Here is a 25,819-nt window from a genome sequence, read left to right as displayed (position 1 = left end):
TTGCGGGGCCTTTTTCATTACGGGACTCAGGGACAGGCCACGGCCCCCTCCACCCCGGCACTGTTGGTCGACACCCGCACCTGGGTGAACGCCGCCGCGAACGGCTTGTCCGCCGTCACCACGAACGGCGCTTCCACCGCCCCCAGATCCACCCCGTGCCTGGCAAAGCACGCCAGCGGTACGGTCACGGTCTGCTTCTGCCCCGGCGCCAGTCTGGCCAGCGCCGGGGCGATATCCACGCCGCCCTCGCAGCCCGTGCCGCACTGCATGGTCACCTTCACCGGTGAAGCCGGACGGTGCAGCAGCTGTACGTCGAACTGCAGCGCACCCTGGGTGCGGGCCAGCGCGCCCAGGTTGCGACGCGAGCTGCTGCGTGCCAGCAGTTGCGCCGGTGCCAGCCAGGTCACTTCCTTCGCGTCCTGCTGAGTGTTGATCTGCACGGTGCGCACCTGTACCACGGGCGCGGCGGTCGGCCAGCGCAGCGTGGCATTGAGATCGTTGCCCAGCGGCTGGGTCGCGCCGCCGGCCGCCACATGCAGCGCGAACGGCGGCGTGTCAGCCCGGTTGAAGATCGGCAGGGTGGTCACTTCGCCACAGTTGTCCGGGTTGGCTTCGGGCAGGCGGGCAACCTTGCCCGGCGTGCGATAGCTCAGGCCGTGGCCCAGCGCGAACAGGGGGGGCTGCTTCGGATCCGGGCGGTCGATCGGCGCCGGGCAGGGAACGCCCGGCCACGGGAAGCTCAGGCGCCCGCGGAAGTCATGCGCGGGCCTGCCGTCCTTGCCGGCCACCAGCACATCGGTGATGCCCTTGCCCTCGGTGCCCGGCAGCCACGCCGCCACGAAGGCCTGCGATTGGTTGAGCAGGTCGTTGGTGTACATCGGGCGCCCGGAGAAGTACACGGTCACCACCGGCTTGCCGCTGGCCTGGGCCGCGCGCAGCACCGCCAGATCCTGCGGATAGGCGCGGCTGTGGCTGACCGAATCAGAGGCCAGGATGTCGCCGTTGGTCTCGGCATACGGCGTCTCGCCGATCACCGCCACGACCACATCGAACCCGGTCGGATCGAGCGCCGTCGCATCGGCGCTGTAGGCAACCCGCTGTGTGCCCAGCTCGGCACGCAACGCACCGAGCACCGAATCGGCATGGGGGAAATCGGCATTGCGGTTCTCAGTGCCCTGCCAGGTCAGCGACCAGCCGCCGGACTGGTCGGACAGGTTGTCGGCACTCTTGCCGACCACCATGACGCGTGCATCGCGGCGCAGCGGCAGCACCTTGGCATCGTTCTTGAGCAGCACCAGCGACTCGCGCACCGCCTGGCGCGCCAGCTCACGGTGCTGCACGGCAGCGACATCACCGGCGTAGCGGCTGTCCGACGGCTTGTGATCGAACAGGCCTGCACGCAGCTTCACGCGCAGGATCCGGGTGACCGCGTCATCGATGCGCGCCATCGGGATCTCCCCGCTCTCCACCTGGGCCAGCGTGTTGGCGATGAAGGCCTTCCAGTCGTCGGGCACCATCACCATGTCGATGCCGGCGTTGATCGCCTGCGCGCAGCTGTCGTTGCGGCACCCGGGTACCTGGGCAATGCCGTTCCAGTCCGAGACGACGAAACCGTCGAAGCCCATCTTCTCTTTCAGCGCACCGGTCAACAGGGCTTTGTTGCCGTGCATCTTGCCGTAGTCGACGCCGCCACTGCGGTCGTTCCAGCTGTTGAACGAGGCCATCACCGTCTGCACGCCTTCGCCGAGCGCGCCGTAGTAGCCCTGCCCGTGCACGTTGATCATCGTGGCCTTGTCGACCAGCGCCTCGCCCTGGTCGCGGCCGTTGTCGGTCGCGCCATCGCCGATGTAGTGCTTGGCAGTGGCGACTACGTTGCCGTCATCGCCGAAGCGGCCCTGCGCGCCCTTGACGTAAGCCTGGGCGAATTCGCGGATCACGTGCGGATCGGAGGAATAGCTTTCGTAGGTGCGGCCCCAGCGCGGATCATGCGCCACCGCCAGGGTCGGCGCGAACACCCAGTCGATGCCGGTCGCGCGCACCGCGTGTGCGGTGGCCTGGCCGATCCGCTCGATCAGGGCGGCATCCCCCGCCGCGCCCAGACCGATGTTGTGCGGGAACAGCGTGGCACCGTAGACGTTGTTGTGGCCGTGCACCGCATCGGTGCCCCAGATCACCGGGATCGGCATGCGTGCATCGGTGGCCAGCGAGGCCGCGCGATACGCATCGGCCAGCTGCAGCCACTGTGCCACCGTGGCGTGCTTGTCCATGCCCGGCCAGGAGCCGCCACCATTGAGAACCGAGCCGATGTAGTACTGGCGGACCTCATCGGGCGTGATCATCTTGATCTCGGGCTGGGTCATCTGGCCCACCTTCTGCGCCAGCGTCATCTGCGCCACGATCTCCCGTACCCGCGCCTCAAGCGCGGCATCCGGACCGATCGCGCTGGTCACGTGGGGCCAGTCCTGCAGGCGTTCACCGGTGGCCGGTGCGGCACCGGCCGTCGAGGCCAGCGCGGCCAACAGGCAGGTGGCGAGAATCGTCTTGTTGAAGCTGGTCACTGGACATCTTCCTCTGATGAAATACGCGCGAACGGGACGGGCGCGACCGCAGCCGGGCACCGCTCGCGCTGCGATGTCGATGGCCGGCAGGGTAGCGATGCTGCGTTGGTCAGCGCCCTTGTCTGACAGCGCTGTCATATAAGCCCATGGCAACGCTGTCAACCGCCTGCCGACAGGGTTGCAGCCGAAGTCCCGCTGCAGCAGGGATCACCGGCGTAGCGCGTGTCCGACCCTCCCGTGAACTGCTGCATCGCGGCATGGAAAAACACGAACCCGCCACGCACGCCGCCGGCATGGCAACATCCGCCTGTATCGGCAACATCGATGTGACACACGCGCACTACCATCGGCATCTGCCCGCCCGCCCCTCCAAGAGGAACCCCCGCACCATGCGTAGTCGTATCGAGGATGTCGCCGCCGTTGCGGGTGTATCGATCAAGACGGTGTCCCGCGTGCTCAACAACGAGCCCAACGTGCGCGCGGAAACCCGTGATCGCGTGCTGGCCGCGGTGGCCCGCCTCGGCTACAAGCCCAATCTCTCCGCGCGCAGCCTGGCCGGTCAGCGCTCGTATGCGCTGGCGCTGGTCTACAACAACCCCTCGCGCAATTACCTGATGGAAATCCAGAACGGGATGCTGGAGGCCTGCCACGCCAACCACTACAACCTGATCCTGGGCCCGGTCGGCACGGCGCGCCGTACCCTGCCCGATCTGGCCGCGCTGTTCGAGAATTCGCGCCCCGACGGGGTGGTGCTGATCCCGCCACTGACCGACGACGCAGTGGTGCTGGCCTATCTGGACGAGCACGAGATTCCGTATGCCTCCATTGCGCCGCGGCACCCCGAGGGCTGCATCGGCGTGCGCATGGACGAGACCACGGCGGTGATTGAACTGATCGGCCATCTGGTCGCGCAGGGCCATCGCCGCATCGGCCACATCAAGGGCCCGCGCGCGCACGGCGCCTGCCAGTGGCGCCACGCCGGCTATCGCCAGGCGTTGCGCCAGTATGCAATCGAGTACGATCCGGCGCTGGTCGTCAACGGCCAGTTCTCGTTCGAATCCGGCATCGATGCGGCCAACGCACTGTTGGATCTGCCAGAGCCGCCCACGGCGATCTTCGCCGCCAACGACGACATGGCCGCCGCCGTGTTCCGCGTCGCCGGCCAACGCGGCCTGCGCATCCCCCGGGACCTGTCGGTCTGCGGTTTCGATGACACCCCGATTGCCGGCCACATCTACCCGGCACTGACCACGGTGCGGCAGCCGACCGCCGCCATGGGGCGGCTGGCCACCGAGCAGTTGATCGATCGCATCCGCTCGCCGGAGGCCGGCACCATGGTCACCGTCGATCACGCGGTGCTGGTGCGCGAATCCACGCACCCACCGCTTCGCCGCTGACCGCCTGCCTCAGCCGCTGTGGCGTGAACCGCGCCACGCGTAGAACGCAATGAACAGGTAGCACAGCATCGGCAGCAGGAAAGACACCTGCAGCCCATGATGGTCGGCCAGCCAGCCCATCGCCAGCGGGATCACCGCCCCACCGACGATCGCCATCACCAACAGGCTCGATGCCTGGCCGGTCAGCGTACCGAGGCGGGCAATCGCCAGCGCGAAGATGGTCGGGAACATGATCGAGTTGAACAGGCCGATGCTGACCACGCTCCACTTGGCCAGGTTGCCGGTGCCCAGCATCGTCACCGCCAGCAGGGCCATCACGATCAGCGCGAAGACCCCCAACATGCGGCGCGGATCCAGACGGGTCAGCAATGCCGCACCGAGCAGACGCCCGACCAGCGCACCGCCCCAGTACAACGATACGTAACGGGTGGCCTCCTGCTCGGTCAGCCCCTCACCGATACCCGGCATCGAGAGGAAGTTGACCAGCACGCTGCCGATCGACACTTCCGCACCCACATAGAAGAAGATCGCCAGCACGCCATAGCGCAGGTGGCGGTGGCGCAGCGCATCGCGCAGGCGGCCCCTGCCGGTGGCAGCCTCGCCTTCCACGCCGGGAATGGTCGGCAGGCGGAACATCCAGATCGCCACTGCCAGCACGAACAGCGCCACTGCCAGGCCGAAGTACGGCACCTGCACCGATTGCGCTTCAGCAGCGCGATACGCGAGCGCTTCAGCGTGCGGCAGCAGCGCCAGTTCATCAGCCGTACGCGGCGCGGCCGAGAGGATCAGCAGGCCACCGAACAGCGGCGCGATGGTGGTGCCCAGCGCATTCATCGATTGCGCCAATGTCAGCCGGCTGGAACTGGTCTGTTCCGGCCCGAGCAGCGCAACGTAGGGATTGGCGGCGACCTGCAGCACGGTGATGCCGGTGGCCAGCACGAACAGCGCCCCCAGGAACAGACCGTATACGTGCGCCTGCGCGGCCGGCCAGAACAGCAGCGCACCGACACCGGCAATGGCCAGCCCGGCCACGATGCCGCGCTTGTAGCCCACCGCCGCGACCAGGCGCCCCGCCGGCAGTGACATCAGGAAGTACGCACCGAAGAAGGTGAACTGGACCAGCATCGCCTGCACCCAGGTCAGCGCGAATGCCGCCTTGAGGTGCGGGATCAGGATGTCGTTGAGGCAGGTGAGGAAGCCCCACATGAAAAAGATGGCGGTGACCACGGCCAGTGCAACGCCATTGCTTTGCACATGTTGTCCGCGGACGGCAGCAGGAGTGTCCATTGCATGTCCTTCCAGATTGGGAGTGCCGGCCAGTCGGCGGCCAGACATGGAACCTGCTTGGACCGCGATTGTCCAGCGCTGTCAGCAATCGGATCGGGCGGTCGGCCCATGCAGCGGCGCACGCACCCGAATGCCTTCGCGCAGTTTCGTTCTGCACTGCACAACGGATCAGCATCGCCAATCCGGCTGCGCATGTCCCGGCAGAATCGGGCCACAACACCGGCGTTGCAGTGTTTCCGCCTCACGCGCGGCCGTCCCGACTGCAACGCACGACACCCGTCGCTGCCGGTCGCAAGCGCATCGCCACGTGCGTTTGTTGACAACGCTGTCAACCATGGCTCCAATCCGGGCCGTGCGCACTGGACCCCGCGCCGACACAACGCAGAACCGCCACGATCGAATTCCCTGGGGAGGGATCATCATGAAGACGTACAAGGCCGTACCCCGCAAGGCGATGCTCACCTCCGCACTTCTCGCTGTCCTGGCCGGCCCGGCCTGGGCGCAGGATCCCGCGGCCCGAGAGAACACCACGACGGCCCCCGATGGCGTCGATCCCACCACGCTCGATACGGTGCAGGTCACCGGTATCCGTGGCAGCCTCACCTCGTCGATGAACCTCAAGCGCGACAGCCAGGGTGTGGTCGACGGCATCGTTGCCGAGGACATCGGCAAGTTCCCGGATACCAACCTGGCCGAATCGCTGCAGCGCATCAGCGGCGTCTCGATCGACCGCACCGCCAGTGGCGAAGGCTCCAAAGTCACCGTGCGCGGCATCGGCCCGGACTACAACCTGGTGCTGCTCAACGGGCGGCAGATGCCGGCCTCCAATCTCGGCGCCGGCGGCGCCGGCCTGAACAGCTCGCGTTCGTTCGATTTCGCCAACCTGGCCGCCGAGTCGGTGTCGGCGGTGGAGGTCTACAAGACCGGCCGTGCCGACAATCCAGCCGGTGGCATCGGTGCGACGATCAACATCAAGACGATGCGCCCGTTGGAATCCGAGCCGGTGATCAGCCTCGGGCTGAAGGCGGTCAACGATTCCTCCAACGACAACCTGCCGCGCACGCTGCAGGGCTCGAAAGTGACCGGCGAACTGTCGGGCATCTTCAGCCAGACCTACGCCGATGGCCGCTTCGGCGTGGCGCTGAGCGCCAGCCACCAGGAACGCGACTCGGGCTTCAACCAAGCCACCGTGGCCGAGGGCTGGGCGACCTTCCGCGGTAATGAAGCCAGCGACTGGCGTGCCTTGCCGCTGCCGGGCCAGGGCTATTCGGACCGCATCACCAACCGTCCGGATCCCGACGACATCTACGGCCGCCCGCAGAACACCGCGTACAACGTCAATGGCGTACAGCGCCAGCGCACCAACGGCCAGGCCACGTTCCAGTGGAAGCCGGCCGACAACATCACCACCACGCTGGACTACACCTTCGTCGAGAACAAGGTGCAGCAGCAGCGCAGCGAGCTGTCGGTATGGTTCAACTACGGTCCGGGCGACAGCACCTGGACCAATGGCCCGATCGCAGCACCGATCATCTACAGCGAAGACATGACCGGCTCGGACGTCTCGATGGGCGGCATGAAGCTGGCCACCAAGAACTCGATGGACTCGCTCGGCTTCAACGTCGATTGGGAAGTCAACGACGCACTGGAGCTGTCCTTCGACGTCCACAACTCGACCGCCGAATCGCAGCCGGACGGCCCCTACGGCTCGGCCGGCGTGCTCGGCGTGGCCGCCTTCGTGCGCGGCACCACCACCGTGGACTACAGCGGCGACCTGCCGATCATCCACATGGACCTGCCGCCGGGCGGCGTGCAGGCCTCCGATGCGCTGGTCACCGGCTCGGTCTTCCAGAACAGCTACAACAAGTCCAAGGTCGAGCAGTACCAGGGCCGCGGTACGTTCAAGTTCGCCGATTACTCGGCCTTGGATTTCGGCGTCGGCTACACCCAGGTGGAGAACCGCTCGGCCTCGGCGATCATGCAGCGCAACAGCTGGGGTGGCCTGGGCAATCCGTCGGACTACGATGACAACATCTGGTACGCCGACGACATGAGCCGCTACTTCAAGGCGTTCTCCGGCCACAACGATCCGCGCATGACCGGCCGCTTCCTGGTCTTCGATTTCGACCGCCTGCGTGCGCAGGCTGCCGGGGTCGCCACCGATGCCGAACCGGCCTGCCCGACCTGCTATGTCGCCCCGACCGAGTACTCCGAGGACATCCGCACCACGGAGAAATCCAAGAGCGCCTACGCGCAGTACCGTACGACGTTCGAGTGGTCGATGCCGCTGCACGTGGCCGCCGGTGTGCGTTACGAGCAGACCGAAGTGGAATCGCAGGCGCTGGTCCGCCTCCCGACCGGGATCAGCTGGGGCTCGGCCAACGAGTTCAACGTCACCTACGACGCCAACGGTACGTTCGTCGGCGGTACCGGCAAGTACAACTACGTGCTGCCCAACCTCGATCTGAAGCTGGACATCAACGATGCGCTGGCGCTGCGTGGCAGCTACAGCCGCAGCATCGGCCGCCCAGGCTGGACGCAGATCCAGAGCGGCTCCCGGGTGGACGACATCGTGCGCACCCAGGGCGGTACCGGCTCGCGCGGCAACCCGGGGCTGGAACCGCTGGTCTCGGACAACTTCGACCTGTCGCTGGAGTGGTACTACGGTGAATCCAGCTACGCCTCGGTCGGCTTCTTCCGCAAGAACATCAAGAACTTCATCAGCAACACCATCGTGCGCGAGAACACCGGCACCCTGCATACACCGGTGGGCGGCGCGTACTGGAACGAGGCGCTGGGGTCGGGCTGCGGCGCCACCGACATGCCCTGCATCCGCGATTACATCTTCACCAACCATGCCGGCGACCCGGGCGTGACCTACACCGGCCGCAATTCGGCCGGGCAGATGACCGGCACCATCGTCGGCCAGCCGGGCGACCCGGTGGCCGGGTTCGACACCACCGTGCCGGCCAACCAGCACTCCGATCACCTGGATGGCTGGGACCTGGCCGTGCAGCACCTGTTCGGCCAGTCAGGCTTCGGCCTGGCGGCCAACTACACCAAGGTGAAGTCCGGCCTGACCTTCGATAACTACAGCCTGGGCGACCAGTACCCGATGATCGGCTTGAGCGACTCGGCGAACCTCGTGGCGTTCTACGAAAAGAATGCCTGGCAGGTACGTGCGGCTTACAACTGGCGCGACAAGTTCCTCAACGGCATCGGCGGCCAGGGCCCCAACCCAAACTACACCGAAGCCTACGGCCAGCTCGATCTCAACATCAGCTATGCGGTCAGCGACCAGCTGACGCTGAGTCTGGAGGCGATCAACCTGACCGACGAGACCATGCGCACCTACGCACGCCATTCCAACATGCTGCGCTACGCCACCCAGACCGGGCCGCGTTACATGTTCGGCGTGCGCTACAAGTTCTGACTCGGTTGTTCCGACCTGCAGCACCGAAAGGCCGCGCTCACCCCGCGGCCTTTCGCTTCCCGCACCTCCACGCTACCGTGGGTACCACCCGCCCCTGCTGACAGGATGCCGATGTCCGCCATGCCCGGCCCGATCGAAGAACTGCATGATCTGGATCCGGCGCAGCTGCACACGCAGTTGCCCGGCTGGACGACACCGAAAGTGATCCGCGGGCTGGTGGCGCAGTGGCCGCTGGTCAGCGCGGCGACGCAGTCCGCACAGGCGGCGGTCGCCCATCTCAAACAGTTCGACCACGGCACGATGCCGGTCACCGCTACCACGGCGCCGCCGGAGGCCAAGGGGCGTGTGTTCTACAACGCAGACATGAGCGGCTTCAATTTCCGCCGCGAGCAGATTCCGTTGAAGGTCGTGCTCGACACCCTGCTCAAGTACGCCACCGCGCCGACGCCGCCATCGATCTACGTCGCCTCGACCACGCTGGACAGTTTCCTGCCCGGCTTCCGCCAGGCCAATGCGCTGGCGCTCGGCGTGGACGATCCGCTGGCCAGTATCTGGGTCGGCAACCGCTCGCGTATCGCCGCGCACCAGGACGTGCCGGACAACCTGGCCTGCGTGGCTGCCGGCCGCCGCCGGGTCACCCTGTTTCCGCCGGCGCAGGTGGGCAATCTGTATATCGGGCCACTGGACTTCACGCCGGCCGGGCAGGCCGTCAGCCTGGTCGACTTCGCCGCACCGGACCTGGAACGCTTCCCGCGCTTCAGCCAGGCGCTGGCCCACGCGCAGGTGGCCGACCTCGGCCCCGGCGATGCGGTGTTCATTCCCTCGCTGTGGTGGCACCACATGGAGGGGCTGGCGGCATTCAATGTACTGGTCAATTACTGGTGGCGGCCGGTGCCGGCGTGGCGGGATGCGCCGATGAACGCACTGATGCTCTCGTTGCTGGCCATCCGCGATCTACCACCGGCGCAGCGTGCGCATTGGCAGGCGATGTTCCAGCACTACGTCTTCGAGGCCGATGACCACACCGCCGCGCATATTCCCGAAACGGTGCGCGGCGTGCTCGGGCCGCTCGACCCGGCCGGCGCCGATCATCTGCGCGGCGTGCTGCGCAAGCGCCTGGAGCGCTGAACGGGCCACCACGGCGGCGCCGACTTCACCCACGTGGGGGTGTAATCCGCAATAATCGCCGCCCAACGAGTTGTTGACCGCCCGGGGGCGGGGTCGTGCGCTCCTGACTGTTTCGCTGCTGCCGTTCCATCCGCATGTTCGGGTTGGTGCTGCACCCTGCTGCCCGTGAACCGCATGCGTCCGTTGTCCACCCGCCTGAACCTGGGCAAGTTGATCCTCGCCCTGGCCCTGCTCAGCGCGCTCATCGCGCTGGCCAATACCCTGCATGCCAGCTACCGCGTGCAGCGCGAGCAGCTGATCGGCAATACGCTGGAAGCCAACCGTGTGTATGCCAGCAAGCTGGCCGAGTCGACCCGGAACTTCGTTCTGTCAGCGCAGCAGCAGGTGGCCTACAGCGCCACCCTGCTCGGCCAGCGTGTGCACGATCGCAGCGAACTGGAAGCAGAAGCTGCACGTCTGCAACTGCAGACCAACAGCTTCAACTCGGTGCTGATCGTGGATGCCGGCGGTACCGTGCTGGCGACCTCCCCGCAGAGCCTGGCCCTGCAGGGCGTACTGCTCAAGAGCGCCGGCAACCGCGATGCCCTGGAGCGCCGCGTGCCCTTCATCAGCGACCCCTACCAGGCCGCGACCGGGCGCCTGGTGGTAGCGATTTCGCATCCGATCTTCTCAGCGCAGGGAAGGTACCAGGGCTATGTCAGCGGCACGATCTACCTGCGCCAGCGCAGCATCCTGCAATCGCTGCTGGGCAAGCACTATTACCGCGATGGGTCGTACCTGTACGTCGTCGACCGCAACGGCCGCATCCTGTACCACATCGAACAGGACCGGGTCGGCCAGTTCGCGCTGGAGAACCCGGCCGTGCAGGCGGTCACCCGGGGCCACTCCGGCGCGCAGCAGGTACGCAACAGCCACGGCGTGCAGATGCTGGCCGGGTACGCGCCGGTGCCGAGCGTCGGCTGGGGCGTGGTGGCGCAGCGGCCGACCGCGGCCACGCTGGCATCGCTGTCCAAGCTGATGTCGGCGGTGATCTGGAATGCGATTCCGCTGGGCATCCTGTCGCTGCTGATCACCTGGTGGTTCGCGCGGCGCATCTCGCTGCCGCTATGGCAGCTGGCGCGCAACGTGCAGAACCGCGACACCGGCATCGCGATCCGCCACGTCACCGGTATCCGCGCCTGGTACTACGAAGTCGCCCAGCTCAAAACCGCCCTGCTGTACAGCTTCAACCTGCTGCAGGACCGCATCGGCAAGCTCAACCGCGCCAGCATGACCGATCCCCTCACCGGCCTGCAGAACCGGCGCGGCCTGCAGCAGGGGCTGGAAGACTGGCAGGCACGCGGCCAGCCGTTCGGGATCATCGCGCTGGACATCGACCGCTTCAAGAGCATCAACGACCGCTTCGGTCATGCGGTCGGCGATGCGGTGATTCTGCGCATCGCGCAATTGATGCGCGATGGCTCACGCGACACCGATCTGCTCTGCCGCAACGGCGGTGAGGAGTTCCTGATCCTGCTGCCGGGCATCGCTGTCCTCGATGCCGCGCAGGTGGCCGAGCGCCTGCGCATCCAGGTGGCCGCCGAGGTAGTCGAGCAGGTCGGCACGGTCACCGTGTCGCTGGGCGTGGCCCACTACCCGACCTATCACGATGATCCTCAGCAGGCGCTGCGGTTGGCCGACAAGGCCCTGTACATGGCCAAGGAACAGGGCCGCAACCGCACCGTGGTGTACCCGCAGCCCGACGGCCCGGCTACCGGTTGAGGCAAGGGTCAGCTGCCCAGCGGGGTACGCAGGCGCGGCGCGTTGGGGTCGCCGGCCAGCGTAGCCGAACCGTCGGTCAGCAGATCCGGCGAGAAGCCGGCGCTCTCCGGGCGCGTGGACCACGGGATGGCGTTGCGCGGCCCTGGAATGTAAGCGCGCCACTGCGCCAGGTCGTCAGGCATGGCGGTGTCGATCGCGAAACTGACCGGCACGCGGTAGGTGCGGAACGGCGCCTCCAGGCTGGCGTCCTCTGCGCTCAGCGGAAAACGCCACTTGCGCGCGGCATCCAGCGATGCCTTGCCCAGGCGCCTGCGGGTGAGATCCATCTGGGCCGCCGTCCCCGTGCTTCTCAGATTCACCTGTTCGGCGAACTGGTCGACCACACGCCCTTCGCGGTCAACCTTCAGTGCGAGGTACACGGTGCCCTGCCCCCCCACGCGGAAGACTTCGGCGGGGTAGCGCGGGGGCGGCGTATGGGCCTGGGATTTGATCTCACGTCCCGAGGCATCCTTCGGGGCGCCATCGAAATGTGCACTGATCAGTCGCACGTTGAACGTATCGTTCGCACCCGGTTGCGCGACGACACGCACGGTCATCCGCGCGTCCATCGGTACCGGGGCGCCGTCACGCACATTCGGCTCGAATTCCCAGTTCTTCACGGTGTCGCGCACCAGCGTGGCCACTGCCTCCGGAAGCATGTCCTGCTTGTCGATCTCCAGCGCAGTGATGCGGCCGTCGTCGCCAATGGCGAGGGTGCCCTCGACACGCATGCCCATTTCCACCGGCACATCGGCCGACGGCTTGGCCGCGTGCGCTGGCGCTGCTGCCAACACCAGTGCCACGGCGATTCCCTTGATCATGTCCATCCTGCTGTTGCTCCTTATACGATCCATCGTGTTCGATATCGTCAGCATAACGACTGCTGATCCCGTGTCCAATCGCATCGCTGGATCAGCACCAGCGCCCATGCCGCTGTCCGGGCGCGCAGTGGCGATCCTGCAGACAATCAGGCCAGCCGCAGCGCCCCGGCATACGGCGGCGTGTCCGGAAAATCACCGCTGGCAAAACCTGCCTGCAGCTGTTGCCACCACACGGGATCAAAAAGATGGCCGAAATGCTCGCGCACGGCCGCCAGCTCGGGCGCCGGCAAGCCCATGAACATCCAGAACCGCTCCGCAAACACGTCACGCGGGCCGATCTCGAACCACGGTTCATCAGCCAGCGCTTCCTCCTCATTGCGCGGCGCCGGCCACGCACGGAAGTTGCACTCGGTGACCAGGCACAGCTCGTCGTAGTCGTAGAAGACCGCGCGCCCGTGGCGTGACACACCAAAGTTCTTCGGCAACATATCGCCAGGAAAGATGTTGTTGCGCGCCATGTCGGTGATCGCCTGCGCGTAATCGAGCGCGGCGACACGGCGTGCCTCGGCGGTCTGCTCGCGCAGGTACAGATTGAGCGGACGGAAACGCCGCTGCACGTAGCACAGCGCGATCACCAGTTCGTCGCCCTCCTCGCGCACACTGCTGGCACACTGGGTCAGCAGCTCCTCGCGCAGCGCCGCGGAGAATCGCGCCCGCGGAAAGCGCAGGTGCCGATACGGCTGCGCATCAAGCAACCGGCCGACGCGGTCCAGAGTGAACACCAGGGCGTACTTTTCTTCGACCTGGTGCCGGGTCATGGTTTTCGGCCACGCGAAACGGTCCCGGATCAGCTTGAACACCAGCGGATAGCTGGGCAGGGTGAACACCGCCATGACCATGCCGGGCGTGCCGTCGGCATGCACCAGCTGCTCACCGGGCTGTTCGTGGAAGTGACGGAAGAACGTGCGATAGCGCTCGGTCTTGCCCTGCTTGGCACGCCCAAGCACGGTGTAGATCTCATCGACCGGCTTGCCCGGCAGCAGGCTGCGCAGGAACACCACCGCATCGCCCACCGTGGCCAGATCGGCCTGGAAATAGCTGCGCGAGACGCCGAACAGATGCGCGACGTCACGGCGCCGGCTCAACACCGCATCCACGCGCAGGCCGCGCTCGTCATGGACCAGCGCGATCACGCAGGGCGAGAAGCGATGCTCACCGAATACGCGCCCCACCAGATAGGCGCGACGCTCGCGATAGAACACGGTGTCGAGCAGTTCAATGCTGCGCACCGGGTAGTCGCCCCAGTGCGCCAGATCGTCCTGCAGGCGCACTGCGATCGCGGCGGCACAGCGCAGCTGGTGCGCGTACGGCACGTCGAAGCGATAGTCCCCCAGTACGCGCATGAAGGCATCGGCCGGGCGCGTGGGGGACAAGGTATAGCTGTGCCGCGCGACGGGATGGGTAATGGCGTCGGAAGGTTCGACATCCATCGCCATGAACTCGATCGCCCCGTCCACGCCGCGGGTGGCGAACAGCCGGCGTGCCAGCGTGTTGTAGAACGTCTTGTACAGTTCGGCGTCGATCAATCCGGCCAGCAGCGCGGCATACGCCGCGCGAACCTCCAGCCACAGCGCGCGCTCGCCCACATGCTCACCGACTGCGCGGCGCAGGGTATCGACGGTCTCGGCGATGCACTGGTCATACAGCGCGATGCGCTCCACGGCGTCCTGCCGTGCACCGGCCCAGTCGCGCTGTTCGAAGCGCTGCCGCGCACGCCGCGAGATCGCCGCGAAGCGCGCGTGGTAATCCTCGAACCCATCGCGGATCAACCGCGCGAGTCCGTCCGGCGTTGCGCTCATGCGGCGGCCCCGGCGGGGCATGGAGAGCTCTGGCAGGAACAGCGACCGTGCATACATCCACTTCCACAGGACCTGCTGCCACCATACGGCAGCGACCGGGCGCTTGCCCAGCGGGCGCCCACAAAAAAACCCGCGCCGAAGCGCGGGTTCTTCATCGATCACAGCAGCCGCGGGACCGCTTCGTTACAGCGCAGACAGCGCGCTGTTGAAGGTGGTGCTCGGACGCATCGCGGCGCTGGCCTTGGCCACGTCCGGACGGTAGTAGCCGCCGATGTCGACCGGCTTGCCCTGCACCGCCGCCAGTTCACCCACGATGGCCTGCTCGTTGTCGGCCAGTGCCTTGGCCAGTGGAGCGAAGCGGGCCTTCAGCGCAGCATCGTCGTCCTGCGCGGCCAGGGCCTGGGCCCAGTACAGCGCGATGTAGAAGTGGCTGCCGCGGTTGTCGATGCCACCGAGCTTGCGCGACGGCGACTTGTCGTTGTCCAGGAACTGGCCGTTGGCCTGGTCCAGGGTCTTGGCCAGCACGGTCGCGCCGGCGTTGTCGTAGCGGTTGCCCAGGTGCTCCAGCGAGGCCGCCAGCGCGAGGAACTCGCCCAGCGAATCCCAGCGCAGGTAATCCTCTTCCACGAACTGCTGCACGTGCTTGGGCGCCGAACCACCGGCACCGGTCTCGAACAGGCCACCACCGGCCATCAGCGGCACGATGGAGAGCATCTTGGCGCTGGTGCCCAGCTCCATGATCGGGAACAGATCGGTCAGGTAATCGCGCAGGACGTTGCCGGTCACCGAGATGGTGTCCTCACCCTTGCGGATGCGGTCCAGCGAGAAGGCGGTCGCGTCCACAGGCGCCAGGATGCGGATGTCCAGGCCGTTGGTGTCGTGGTCCTTCAGGTAGGTCTCGACCTTGGCGATCACCTGCGCATCGTGCGCGCGGGCGGCATCCAGCCAGAACACCGCCGGGGTGCCGCTCAGGCGGGCGCGGTTGACGGCCAGCTTCACCCAATCCTGGATCGGGGCGTCCTTGGTCTGGCACATGCGCCAGATGTCGCCGGTCTGCACGGCGTGCTCGAACACCACGGTGCCCGCCTCATCGGTGACGCGCACGGTGCCGTCGGCCGGGATCTGGAAGGTCTTGTCGTGCGAACCGTATTCCTCGGCCTTCTGTGCCATCAGGCCGACGTTGGGCACCGAGCCCATGGTGGCCGGGTCGAAGGCGCCGTGGGTGCGGCAGTCATCGATCACGGCCTGGTACACACCCGCATAGCAACGGTCGGGGATGACGGCCTTGGTGTCCTGCAGTTTGCCGTCGGCATTCCACATGCCACCGGAGTCGCGGATCATCGCCGGCATCGAGGCGTCGACGATCACATCGCTGGGCACGTGCAGGTTGGTGATGCCCTTGTCCGAATTGACCATGGCCAGGCCCGGGCGCTTGCCGTACTCGGCGGCCAGGTCGGCCTTGATCGCTTCCTGGGTCGCTTCGGGCAGCTGTGGCAGGCGCGCGAACAGATCGCCGATGCCGTTGTTCGGATCGAAACCAGCCTGCTTGAGCACGTCGGCGTGCTTGGCCAGCACGTCCTTGTAGAACTCTTCGACGACCACGCCGAACATGATCGGGTCGGACACCTTCATCATGGTGGCCTTCAGGTGCAGCGAGAACAGCACGCCCTTGGCCTTGGCATCGGCGATCTGCGCCTGCACGAACGAGGCCAGCGCATTGCGGCTCATCACCGCGGCGTCGACGATCTCACCGGCCTTGACCGCGGTCTTTTCCTTGAGCACGACGCTGCTGCCGTCGGCCTTGAACAGCGCGATCTTCAGGCTGCCGGCAGTGGCCAGCGTGGCCGACTTTTCGCTGCCGTAGAAGTCACCGCCATCCATGTGCGAAACATGCGACTTGCAGTCCTTGGACCACTTGCCCATGCGATGCGGGTGCTTGCGGGCGTAGTTCTTGACCGACAGCGGCGCGCGGCGATCGGAGTTGCCTTCGCGCAGCACCGGGTTCACCGCGCTGCCCTTGACCTTGTCGTAGCGCGCCTTGATGTCGCGCGAAACGTCGTCGGTCGGCACATCCGGGTAGTTCGGCAGTGCGAAGCCCTGGTCCTGCAGTTCCTTGATCGCGGCCTTCAGCTGCGGCACCGAGGCGCTGATGTTGGGCAGCTTGATGATGTTGGCGTCCGGGGTGGTCGCCAGCTGGCCCAGTTCGGCCAGGTGGTCGGCTTCTTTCTGGTCGTCTTTCAGGTAATCCGGGAACAGGGCCAGGATCCGGCCGGACAGCGAGATGTCGCGGGTTTCCACGGCGATGCCGGCGGTGGCGGTGTAGGCCTCGACGATCGGCAACAGCGACTGCGTGGCCAGGAACGGGGCTTCATCGGTGAGCGTGTAGAGAATCTTGGGCGTGTTCGACATGGGGGATCAGGGCTCTCTTGCAGATCTCGTGAATGATGGCCGACGGCAATGCCGGGCCGCGTGCAACCGTGTCGCGTGCAGGGCCTCGCACAGCCTGGCCCGCACTTTCCCCGGGGACCGCGCCAACCAACGGCGCGCACGGCGGGAAACCCCAGCATTGTCGCGTTTTCATCCCCCCGGAGCAAAGCCATCCCATACGCAAACGTACTGGAACGGTGTGATGCATCAGCGCCAGGCGGCAGCTCAGGGGCCTTCCGGGTGCAGAACCGCTCATTCGGAAACTGCGGCGGCCTCCGGGAGACCGTCCACCCATTCCGCAAGGGGCTTTCCCCACACGCTTTGGCGAGGACACGTGAGTGTCTGGCTGCTGTGGTTGCGCTTGAAACTACATACCCGGAAGCTGCCAACTGCCGCTGCCAGATCCTTTCGCTGTGAGGCGCCGGTCGCCGTGCCGATCAGATGCAGCGGCATGACACCCGATCGGTCAGGCTTGACGAAGATGTCGTATCGGGTCGAATCGCCCTCGGCTGTTCTGTAGCCTGAAAGCTGATAGCCAGGAAGGGTTAGTTTCAGATCGATGGAGGATCCCGGACTGGGCGGTTGCGGTGCGTCGCCTTCATAGACCAACAGCACGCTCCGTTGGTCTTTCAGAACGTCATGAATCCCGAAATCCGCAGGTGATGCGTAGCTGATCGACATCCCGGTGGGGACACGAAGGCACGCGCCATGGAGGAAGTGATCGCAACTATAGCTCCACAGCGTTGCTTCCTGCCCATATGCGTATCCGGGTACAAGCGCAACAACAGGCGCAAGGAATCGCCAAACCCCCTTCTTGTTCATTGCCTCTCCCTTGAAATTCCGGCGCCGAGCGATACCCCCATTCTGCGACGATACGACTGCTGCAATCCACGCTCAGTGTGAATCCGCTGATACCCCCGCTGAAGCCTGCTGCGAGCGTGAAACCGGGCCCTTCCGTGAGGCGGCAATCATCTGGCTACGCGGACCGTGCTGCGCTCGACCCACACCGGCTGCTGTGCGCGCAATAGCATGAAGCGCACTTCTGCTTGCCACGCCGATGGAAAAAGAACCATAAAAAAGACGCAGCCTCGCGGCTGCGTCCATCGTGAGCCTGTTGCCGGGAGAGAGTCGGCGTCTGGGCTTACTTGACCTCAAACTCCTGCGGCGATCCAGCCGCCTTACCATCTACCATGACTTCCGCGCGGTACTTGCCCGCCGGCCAGCCATTGGCATTCTTGAAGGAAATATTGGTGGTCTCGGCACCGGTGGTATTGACCACCTGGTTCTGCTCACCGGCCACCTGGCCGTTCTGGAAGGTCAGCTTGGCCGCCACGTTGGCGTTGTTGGCGCTTCCATCGGTGCGGATCGAGACGATGATGTCGTCTTTCGGCGCGAACAGCGCGACCGAGGTGACGGTCTTGTCGGCTGCGGCGGTCTTGCCAACGGTAACGGCCGAAACGTTCACGCCTGCTGCAGCGGTCATCGGCTGCGGCGCGGCTTCCGTCATCGGCGCCGGCGCGGCCGGCGTCATCGCGGCGGGCTGCGCGTTGTTGTCAGCGGTGTCTTCTTTCTTCTTGCAGCCGGCCAGGGCCACGGTGGCCAGAAGCGCGGCGAGGACGGCAGTACTGATGGACGACTTCTTCATGTGAGGTTGCTCCCTTGTAGGTGATAGGCAGTACAGCGGATCAGGCTTTGGGCGGCAATTTCAGGGTCTGGCCCGGTTGGATCTTGTCCGGGTCGTCCAGTACATCGCGGTTGGCCTCGAAGATGCGCTTCCACGCATTGGCATCACCCAGTTCCTGCTTGGCGATCTTGGAGAGCGAATCGCCCTTCTGCACCGTGTAGGTGCCTCCGACCTTTTCCGCAGTGGTATCCACCGAGGAGGTCACGCCCGAGAAATCGACCTGATCGACTTTCTGCGCGGTGGTATCAACGCTGGCGCTGACACCGGAAAAGTCGACTTTCTTATCGGTACTCATCCATACACTCCCGTCTTGATTGACGACATGGGAGGCACGGTGTCACAGCCCTTGTTAATGGGGCATGGCGTGGATGTGAAGACGTGCGGAACGCCTACTGGCGCAGGTCGCGGACGGTGCGCGCCGGGGCGGCGATGCCCGGGCTGGCCCGCCACGGGTTGATGTCCAGCCCGCCGCGGCGGGTGTAGCGCGCTTCCACTTCCAGCCACTGCGGCTGGCAGCGCTGGGTGATCTCGCTGAAGATCCGCTCCACGCACTGCTCGTGGAACTCGGCGTGTTCGCGGTAGCTGATCAGGTATTTCAGCAGGCCGTCGCGGTCGATCTTCGGGCCGCGGTAGCGCACGCTGACACTGGCCCAGTCCGGCTGGCCGGTGACCGGGCAGTTGGACTTGAGCAGGGCCGAACTCAATGTTTCGGTGACCACCTCATCGGCATCGGCGAACAGGAACTCCGGGGCCGGCGGGCCGTAGCGCTCAATGGTCACCTCGCGCTCGTCCAAGGACTCGCCCTCGGCCTCTTCCACCAGCGGCGGCACCCCGAGCACCACCGTCACCACCGCCCCGGCACACGCCGACAGATCGCGGGTGATGCACAGGCGCGCCGCCTGGTCATCATCGAAACGCGTGCTGTTGAGCGAGTTGAGATACAGCTTGAACGACTTGGATTCGATCAGGTTCGGCGAGGTGCACGGCACGCTGACCGTGGCCACGGCCACACGCGGCTTGCCGCGCCCGTCCAGCCAGCTCAGCTCATAGGCCTGCCAGCGGTCATGGCCGACGAACGGCAGCGCCGCTTCGTCCAGGCCGATCTCCTCGCGGGCGCCGCGGCGCGGGATGGGGAAGAGCAGGCCGGGATCGTACTGCGACGGGTAAGCAACCTCGCGACCGAGGCTGGAGTCCTGGGGGGTATTCATGCCGCCATTTTACGCCGGTAGGCGCGCGGCGTCCGGCGGCGAAAACGAAGGGCCCCGGCCAACGGCCGGGACCTACCGTCGTTTCACCCCGCCGCAGGCACAGCCGGCGTCCCGTTGAGATAATCCAGGCTCACCTGCAGCAGCGCGCGCAGGCCCACATCCAGCGCCTTTTCGTCGAGCAGGAACTTAGGCGAATGATTGGCCGGCGCCGTGGCCGGATCGATCCCCTCGCTGGTGGAGCCGACGAAGAAGAACATCCCCGGCACCTGCTGGGCGTACAGCGAGAAGTCCTCGGCCCCCATCTGCAGCGGCGGCTCGTACACATTGCCCTCGCCCACCACGGCCTGCAGGCTCGGCAGCATCCGCGCGGTCAGTGCCGGATCGTTGGCCGTGGCCGGGTTGCCCTCGGACTCGTAGATCTCGGTTTCCGCCTTGGCCCCGTGTGCGGCGGCGGTGTGCTCGGCCACGTTGCGCAGGTCGGCGAAGATCTGCTGGCGCATGCCCTCGTCGAAGGTGCGGATGGTGCCGACCATCTCCACTTCATCGGGAATGATGTTGTAGCGGATGCCGCCCTTGATCGCGCCGAAGGTCACCACCGCCGGCTGCTTGGAGAGGTTGGCACGGCGGCTGACGATGGTCTGCGCGGTGCCGACCAGGTCGGCGGTGGCCACGATCGGGTCCACCCCGTTCCACGGCGCCGAGCCATGGGTCTGGCGGCCGATCACCTTGATCCCGAAACGATCCGACGCCGCCATCAGCGGGCCGCCACGCACCGCGATCTGGCCGGCCGGCACGCTGGAGAACACATGCAGGCCGAACACGGCTTCGGGCTTGAAGTCCTTGAACAGCCCTTCCTTGAGCATCATCGCCGCACCGCCCTCTTCCGGCGGCGGCGCGCCCTCTTCGGCGGGCTGGAAGATCAGCATGACCTCACCGGGCAGGTTCGCGCGCATCTTCACCAGCGCATCGGCCACGCCCAGCAGGGTGGCGGTATGGGCATCGTGGCCGCAGGCGTGCATCACTCCGACCGTCTCACCACGGTAGGTGCTGGTAGCCTTGGAAGCGAACGGCAGGCCGGTCTGCTCGGTCACCGGCAGCGCGTCCATGTCCGCGCGCAGGGCGATCCGGGGGCCAGGCTTGCCGCCCTTGATGATCGCCACCACGCCGTGGTGGGCGATGCCGGTCTGCGGCTTCAGGCCCATCGCGCGCAGGCGCTCGGTCACCTTGGCCGAGGTGCGTTCTTCGCGATTGGACAGCTCCGGGTGCTGGTGGAAGTCGCGGCGCCAGTCGATCACTTGGGCCTTGAGGCGGGTCGCGGCGGCGGCCACTTCCGGGCGTTCGGCGGGGGCGGCAGCAGCCAGGCCGGGGGCGGCCAGCAGCAGGGCGGACATCAACAGCGACAGACGGGGCATTGAAGGTCTCCACGGGTCAGAACGGCGGTCGAACCTGAATGTAGGGCATCAGCGCCGGACGCGCTGTAACTTTCTGCCCCGGCCAACGTTCATGGAGGGAACCTCACCCGTCACATCCGGTCTGATCGCCCGTCCCATCCGTCATGCATGAAAGGCCACGGGCGACGAGTATGCTTTGCGCCTAGCCAACCGGGCCCCCCGCCCTCCGCCAGCCCCCTCAGGAGTTATTGAATGTCGCGTTTCTGGAAGATCGTGCTGCTGGTGGTCGCAGTGCTGGTGATTGCCGTGGTCGGAATGCGCCTGATCGGCGGCAAGAAGGGGGATGCAGGCGGCCCGGCAGCTGAAGGGCGCCAGGGCGGTGATCCGGCCAATGCCGGCCCGGTCCCGGTCACGGTGATCGATGCCGTCCGCCAGGATGTGCCGGTCTACGCGAGCGCACTGGGCACGGTCGCGGCGATGAACACCGTCACCGTCAGCCCGCAGGTCGGCGGCCAGCTGATCAGCCTGAACTTCAAGGAAGGCCAGGAAGTGAAGAAGGGCGACCTGCTCGCGCAGATCGATCCGCGCACCCTGCAGGCCAGCTACGACGAGGCCGCGGCCGCCAAGCGCCAGAACCAGGCCCAGCTCGCCACCGCCCGCTCCAACTACCAGCGCTCCAATTCGGCCGAATACCGCCAGTACGTGGCCAAGACCGACCTGGATACCCAGCGCAACCAGGTGGCCCAGTTCGAAAGTGCCGTGGCCGCCAACGAGGCCAGCATGCGCGCCGCCCAGGTGCAGCTGCAGTACACCCGCGTGACCGCCCCGATTTCCGGCATCGCCGGTATCCGTGCGGTCGACGCCGGCAACATCGTCAGCGCCGGCACGGCGTTGGTGACGCTGACCCAGATCCACCCGATCCATGTCGTGTTCAACCTGCCCGAGCGCCAGCTGCCGGCCGTGCGCCAGGCCCAGGCCGCCGGCCCGGTGGACATCGCCGCACTGGACCGCAACGACGCGCACGTCCTTACCGACGGCGGAAAGCTGGATGTGGTGGACAACCAGATCAGCAGCGACAGCGGCACCTTCCGCGCGCGCGCCCTGTTCGACAACGAAGACAACTCGCTGTGGCCGGGCCAGTTCGTCAATGTCCGCATGCAGCTGCGCACCATCGCCGGCGGCGTGGTGATCCCGACCCAGGCCGTGATGCGCGGGCCGGACGGCGAATACGTCTACATCGTCAAGCCGGACAGCACCGTGGCCATGCAGACGGTGAAGAGCGGCGTGGAAGTCGGCGACAGCCAGGTGCAGATCACCGAGGGTCTGAAGGGCGGCGAGCGTGTCGTGAGCGAAGGCCAGTTCCGGCTCAAGCCAGGCGCCAAGGTGACCGCGCTCAAGCCGGGCGAAACCCCGGCCGCACCCACCGAAGCCGAGCTCAAGGCCGCCCAGCAGCAGGGTGGCGGTGGACGCCGCGGTGGCGGTCCGCGCTGATCGCGCCCGCCCCACGTTCCTGACGCCGGCCCATGCGCCGGCGTTCGCCTGATCCAACGCAGCACGACGCACCAGCAAGGACCCGCCCGTGGGCTTTTCGACGATTTTCATCCGCCGCCCGATCGCCACCTCGCTGCTGATGGCGGGCCTGCTGCTGCTCGGCATCCTCGGCTACCGCCAGCTGCCGGTGTCGGCGCTGCCCGAGATCGATGCGCCCAGCCTGGTGGTGACCACCCAGTACCCCGGTGCCAACGCGGTCACCATGGCCTCGCTGGTGACCACGCCGCTGGAGCGCCAGTTCGGGCAGATATCCGGGCTGGAGATCATGACCTCCGATTCGTCGGCGGGGCTGTCCACGATCATCCTGCAGTTCTCGATGGACCGCGACATCGACATCGCCGCGCAGGATGTGCAGGCCGCGATCCGCCAGGCCACCCTGCCCTCCTCGCTGCCCTACCAGCCGGTCTACAACCGGGTGAACCCGGCCGACGCGGCGATCGTTACCCTCAAGCTCACCTCCGACACGCGCCCGTTGCGCGACGTCAACAACTACGCCGACTCCATCCTCGCCCAGCGCCTGTCGCAGGTGCAGGGCGTCGGCCTGGTGTCCATCGCCGGCAACGTCCGCCCGGCCGTGCGCATCCAGGTCAACCCGGCGCAGCTGTCCAACATGGGCCTGACCCTGGAAGAACTGCGCAGCGCGCTGACCCAGGCCAACGTCAACGCGCCCAAGGGTTCGCTCAACGGCAAGACCCAGTCCTACTCGATCGGCACCAATGACCAGCTGACCAGCGCCGCCGAGTACCGCGACACCATCATCAGCTACAAGAACGGCCGCCCGGTGCGCCTGTCCGATGTGGCCAACGTGATCGACGGCGTGGAGAACGACCAGCTGGCCGCGTGGGCCGATGGCAAGCCGGCGGTGCTGCTGGAAGTGCGCCGCCAGCCGGGCGCGAATATCGTGCAGACCGTGGAGCGCATCCGGGCGCTGCTGCCGCAGCTGCAGAACGTGCTGCCGGCCGACGTGCACCTGGACATCTTCAACGACCGCACCGAGACCATCCGCGCCTCGGTGCATGAAGTGCAGTTCACCCTGATCCTCACCATCGGCCTGGTGGTCGCGGTGATCTTCGTGTTCCTGCGCCGCTTGTGGGCCACCATCATCCCCTCGGTGGCGGTGCCGCTGTCACTGGCCGGCACCTTCGGTGTGATGGCGTTTGCCGGGATGTCGCTGGACAACCTCTCGCTGATGGCGCTGGTGGTGGCCACCGGCTTCGTGGTCGACGATGCGATCGTGATGATCGAGAACATCGTGCGTTACATCGAACAGGGCAAGAGCGGGCCGGAAGCGGCCGAGATCGGCGCGCAGCAGATCGGCTTCACCGTGCTCTCGCTGACCATCTCGCTGGTGGCGGTGTTCCTGCCGCTGCTGCTGATGCCCGGCGTCACCGGCCGCCTGTTCCACGAATTCGCCTGGGTGCTGAGCATCGCGGTGACGCTGTCGATGCTGATCTCGCTGACGCTCACCCCGATGATGTGCGCCTACCTGCTCAAGCCCGATGCGCTGCCCGAAGGCGAGGATGCGCACGAGCGCGCCGCCGCGGCGGGCAGGACCACCGTGTGGTCGCGCACCGTCGGCCTGTACGAGCGCAGCCTGGACTGGGTGCTGGATCACCAGCCGCTGACCCTGGCCGTCGCCGCCGGCGCACTGGTACTGACCGTGGTGCTGTACATCGTGATCCCCAAGGGGCTGCTGCCCGAGCAGGACACCGGGCTGATCACCGGCGTGGTGCAGGCCGACCAGAACATCGCCTTCCCGCAGATGGAGCAGCGCACCAAGGCCGTGGCCGAAGCGCTGCGCAGCGATCCGGCAGTGACCGGTGTCTCGGCCTTCATCGGCGCCGGCACCATGAACCCCACGCTCAACCAGGGCCAGTTGTCGATCGTGCTCAAGGAGCGCGGCGACCGCGATGGGCTCGACAAGATCCTGCCGCGGCTGCAGAAGGCCGTCGCCGGCATTCCCGGTGTGGCGCTGTACCTCAAGCCGGTGCAGGACGTCACCCTGGATACCCGCGTGGCCGCGACCGAGTACCAGTACTCGTTGTCGGACGTGGACAGCGCGCAGGTCGCGCTGCAGGCCACCCGCCTGACCGAGGCGCTGCGCCAGCGGCCGGAACTGGCCGACGTGGACAACAACCTGTCCAACCAGGGCCGCGCGCTCGAGCTGACCATCGACCGCGACAAGGCCAGCGTGCTTGGCGTGCCGATGCAGACCATCGACGACACCCTGTACGACGCCTTCGGCCAGCGCCAGATCTCCACCATCTTCACCGAGCTCAACCAGTACCGCGTGGTGCTGGAAGTGGCCCCGGAGTTCCGTACCAGCACCGCGCTGATGAACCAGCTGGCGGTGGCCTCCAATGGCGCTGGCGCACTGACCGGCAGCAATGCCACCAACTTCGGCCAGGTCACCTCGTCCAACTCGTCCACCGCCACCGGCATCGGCGCGCAGAACACCGGCATTCCGGTCGGCGCCGGCAACATCATCCCGCTGGCGGCGCTGGCCGAGGGCAAGGTCACCAGTACCCCGCTGGTGGTCAGCCACCAGCAGCAGTTGCCCGCGGTCACGGTGTCGTTCAACATCGCGCCGGGCTACTCCCTGTCCGATGCGGTCAAGGCGATCGAAGAGACCAAGGCCGGCCTGGACATGCCCTCGCAGGTGCATGCGCAGTTCATCGGCAAGGCCGCCGAGTTCACGGGCAGCCAGACCGACGTGGTGTGGCTGCTGCTGGCCTCGCTGGTGCTGATCTACATCGTGCTGGGCGTGCTGTATGAGAGCTACATCCATCCGTTCACCATCATCTCCACCCTGCCCCCGGCCGGCGTCGGCGCCCTGCTGGCGCTGATGGTGTGCGGGCTGCCGTTGTCGGTGGACGGCATCGTCGGCATCGTGCTGCTGATCGGCATCGTCAAGAAGAACGGCATCATGATGGTCGACTTCGCGATCGAGGCCCGCCGCACCGGTGCCAACGCGCATGAAGCGATCCGTCGTGCCTGCCTGCTGCGCTTCCGCCCGATCATGATGACCACCGCTGCCGCGATGCTCGGCGCATTGCCGCTGGCGCTGGGCACCGGCATCGGCTCGGAACTGCGCCGCCCGCTGGGCATCGCCATCGTCGGCGGCCTGCTGCTCTCGCAGCTGGTGACGCTGTACACCACGCCGGTGATCTACCTGTACATGGAGCGCTTCTCCGAGCGCCTGCGCCAGCGCCGCGAACAGCGTGCGCTGCGCCATGGCCATGGCCCGGTGCAGGAGCCGCAAGCGTGATGATGAG

General features: G+C 66.5%; 16 protein-coding genes. 6 read left to right on the top strand and 10 right to left on the bottom strand.

Translation table 11 applies throughout. The features are described from left to right. Nucleotides 1–26 precede the first annotated feature (26 nt). Complete coding sequence (locus ACW6W5_RS01385) at nt 27–2,558, bottom strand: glycoside hydrolase family 3 protein (protein WP_152150959.1); 2,532 nt, start codon at nt 2,556–2,558, stop codon at nt 27–29. Between the two features lie 389 nt (nt 2,559–2,947). Here ACW6W5_RS01385 and ACW6W5_RS01380 point away from each other — a divergent pair, with 389 nt between their 5' ends. Further along, nucleotides 2,948–3,955 carry a LacI family DNA-binding transcriptional regulator gene (locus ACW6W5_RS01380; protein WP_152150957.1) on the top strand — a complete coding sequence of 336 codons (1,008 nt, stop codon included), beginning with the start codon at nt 2,948–2,950 and terminating at the stop codon, nt 3,953–3,955. 9 nt (nt 3,956–3,964) lie between these two features. Here ACW6W5_RS01380 and ACW6W5_RS01375 read toward each other — a convergent pair whose 3' ends face one another. Continuing rightward, a complete protein-coding gene (locus ACW6W5_RS01375; protein ID WP_183073714.1) occupies nt 3,965–5,242 on the bottom strand; it encodes a sugar MFS transporter in 1,278 nt (425 codons plus the stop codon). 421 nt (nt 5,243–5,663) lie between these two features. Between ACW6W5_RS01375 and ACW6W5_RS01370 the strand changes: the two genes are divergently transcribed. The 3 genes from ACW6W5_RS01370 (at nt 5,664) to ACW6W5_RS01360 (ending at nt 11,564) form a co-directional block, all read left to right on the top strand. Further along, entirely contained in the window at nt 5,664–8,675 is a 3,012-nt protein-coding gene (locus ACW6W5_RS01370) for a TonB-dependent receptor (RefSeq protein WP_152150955.1), read from the top strand. Nucleotides 8,676–8,786: 111 nt separating this feature from the next. Next, nucleotides 8,787–9,803, top strand: a complete 1,017-nt coding sequence (locus tag ACW6W5_RS01365) for a cupin-like domain-containing protein (RefSeq protein ID WP_152150953.1) — start codon at nt 8,787–8,789, stop codon at nt 9,801–9,803. Between the two features lie 174 nt (nt 9,804–9,977). Beyond that, a complete protein-coding gene (locus tag ACW6W5_RS01360; protein ID WP_152150951.1) occupies nt 9,978–11,564 on the top strand; it encodes a sensor domain-containing diguanylate cyclase in 1,587 nt (528 codons plus the stop codon). 8 nt (nt 11,565–11,572) lie between these two features. On the opposite strand, the gene ACW6W5_RS01355 is transcribed toward ACW6W5_RS01360, so the two are convergent. From ACW6W5_RS01355 to ACW6W5_RS01320, 8 genes are all read right to left on the bottom strand, one after another. Continuing rightward, entirely contained in the window at nt 11,573–12,424 is an 852-nt protein-coding gene (locus tag ACW6W5_RS01355) for an energy transducer TonB (RefSeq protein WP_152150949.1), read from the bottom strand. Between the two features lie 146 nt (nt 12,425–12,570). Further along, the gene (gene aceK, locus ACW6W5_RS01350; protein WP_152150947.1) at nt 12,571–14,283 is read right to left on the bottom strand and encodes a bifunctional isocitrate dehydrogenase kinase/phosphatase; all 1,713 of its coding nucleotides are present in this window, start codon (nt 14,281–14,283) and stop codon (nt 12,571–12,573) included. A gap of 183 nt (nt 14,284–14,466) precedes the next feature. Further along, nucleotides 14,467–16,692, bottom strand: a complete 2,226-nt coding sequence (locus tag ACW6W5_RS01345; protein ID WP_152150945.1) for an NADP-dependent isocitrate dehydrogenase — start codon at nt 16,690–16,692, stop codon at nt 14,467–14,469. A 270-nt stretch (nt 16,693–16,962) separates the two neighbouring features. Further along, a complete protein-coding gene (locus tag ACW6W5_RS01340) occupies nt 16,963–17,532 on the bottom strand; it encodes a hypothetical protein (RefSeq protein WP_226956565.1) in 570 nt (189 codons plus the stop codon). A gap of 319 nt (nt 17,533–17,851) precedes the next feature. Then, nucleotides 17,852–18,355: a hypothetical protein gene (locus ACW6W5_RS01335; RefSeq protein WP_121040564.1), complete on the bottom strand. Its 504-nt coding sequence runs from the start codon at nt 18,353–18,355 to the stop codon at nt 17,852–17,854. A 40-nt stretch (nt 18,356–18,395) separates the two neighbouring features. Next, on the bottom strand, nt 18,396–18,689 hold the full coding sequence (locus ACW6W5_RS01330) for a LysM peptidoglycan-binding domain-containing protein (protein WP_121040566.1): 294 nt from the start codon (nt 18,687–18,689) through the stop codon (nt 18,396–18,398). A gap of 94 nt (nt 18,690–18,783) precedes the next feature. Next, on the bottom strand, nt 18,784–19,602 hold the full coding sequence (gene queF / locus ACW6W5_RS01325; RefSeq protein ID WP_152150943.1) for an NADPH-dependent 7-cyano-7-deazaguanine reductase QueF: 819 nt from the start codon (nt 19,600–19,602) through the stop codon (nt 18,784–18,786). An 83-nt stretch (nt 19,603–19,685) separates the two neighbouring features. After that, nucleotides 19,686–21,014, bottom strand: a complete 1,329-nt coding sequence (locus ACW6W5_RS01320; RefSeq protein ID WP_152150941.1) for a M20 family metallopeptidase — start codon at nt 21,012–21,014, stop codon at nt 19,686–19,688. A 294-nt stretch (nt 21,015–21,308) separates the two neighbouring features. Between ACW6W5_RS01320 and ACW6W5_RS01315 the strand changes: the two genes are divergently transcribed. Beyond that, nucleotides 21,309–22,484 (top strand): efflux RND transporter periplasmic adaptor subunit, encoded by a 1,176-nt coding sequence (locus tag ACW6W5_RS01315; RefSeq protein WP_428999809.1) that lies wholly within the window; start codon nt 21,309–21,311, stop codon nt 22,482–22,484. 88 nt (nt 22,485–22,572) lie between these two features. After that, a complete protein-coding gene (locus ACW6W5_RS01310) occupies nt 22,573–25,812 on the top strand; it encodes an efflux RND transporter permease subunit (protein ID WP_152150936.1) in 3,240 nt (1,079 codons plus the stop codon). The last annotated feature ends 7 nt before the right edge of the window (nt 25,813–25,819 follow it).

Source organism: Stenotrophomonas sp. IS26 (assembly GCF_054188265.1).
The sequence above is the reverse complement of the archived record's forward strand: the minus strand, read 5'-3'. Positions and strand labels throughout refer to the sequence as shown.

What these genes read in the sequence shown, in the direction of transcription:
- queF (WP_152150943.1), bottom strand. Translation starts at nt 19,602, where the DNA reads ATGAATACCCCCCAGGACTCCAGCCTCGGTCGCGAGGTTGCTTACCCG.
- ACW6W5_RS01335 (WP_121040564.1), bottom strand. Translation starts at nt 18,355, where the DNA reads ATGAAGAAGTCGTCCATCAGTACTGCCGTCCTCGCCGCGCTTCTGGCC.
- ACW6W5_RS01315 (WP_428999809.1), top strand. Translation starts at nt 21,309, where the DNA reads ATGCGCCTGATCGGCGGCAAGAAGGGGGATGCAGGCGGCCCGGCAGCT.
- ACW6W5_RS01330 (WP_121040566.1), bottom strand. Translation starts at nt 18,689, where the DNA reads ATGAGTACCGATAAGAAAGTCGACTTTTCCGGTGTCAGCGCCAGCGTT.
- ACW6W5_RS01365 (WP_152150953.1), top strand. Translation starts at nt 8,787, where the DNA reads ATGTCCGCCATGCCCGGCCCGATCGAAGAACTGCATGATCTGGATCCG.
- ACW6W5_RS01380 (WP_152150957.1), top strand. Translation starts at nt 2,948, where the DNA reads ATGCGTAGTCGTATCGAGGATGTCGCCGCCGTTGCGGGTGTATCGATC.
- ACW6W5_RS01320 (WP_152150941.1), bottom strand. Translation starts at nt 21,014, where the DNA reads ATGCCCCGTCTGTCGCTGTTGATGTCCGCCCTGCTGCTGGCCGCCCCC.
- ACW6W5_RS01370 (WP_152150955.1), top strand. Translation starts at nt 5,664, where the DNA reads ATGAAGACGTACAAGGCCGTACCCCGCAAGGCGATGCTCACCTCCGCA.
- ACW6W5_RS01355 (WP_152150949.1), bottom strand. Translation starts at nt 12,424, where the DNA reads ATGATCAAGGGAATCGCCGTGGCACTGGTGTTGGCAGCAGCGCCAGCG.
- ACW6W5_RS01340 (WP_226956565.1), bottom strand. Translation starts at nt 17,532, where the DNA reads ATGAACAAGAAGGGGGTTTGGCGATTCCTTGCGCCTGTTGTTGCGCTT.
- ACW6W5_RS01360 (WP_152150951.1), top strand. Translation starts at nt 9,978, where the DNA reads ATGCGTCCGTTGTCCACCCGCCTGAACCTGGGCAAGTTGATCCTCGCC.
- ACW6W5_RS01345 (WP_152150945.1), bottom strand. Translation starts at nt 16,692, where the DNA reads ATGTCGAACACGCCCAAGATTCTCTACACGCTCACCGATGAAGCCCCG.
- aceK (WP_152150947.1), bottom strand. Translation starts at nt 14,283, where the DNA reads ATGAGCGCAACGCCGGACGGACTCGCGCGGTTGATCCGCGATGGGTTC.
- ACW6W5_RS01375 (WP_183073714.1), bottom strand. Translation starts at nt 5,242, where the DNA reads ATGGACACTCCTGCTGCCGTCCGCGGACAACATGTGCAAAGCAATGGC.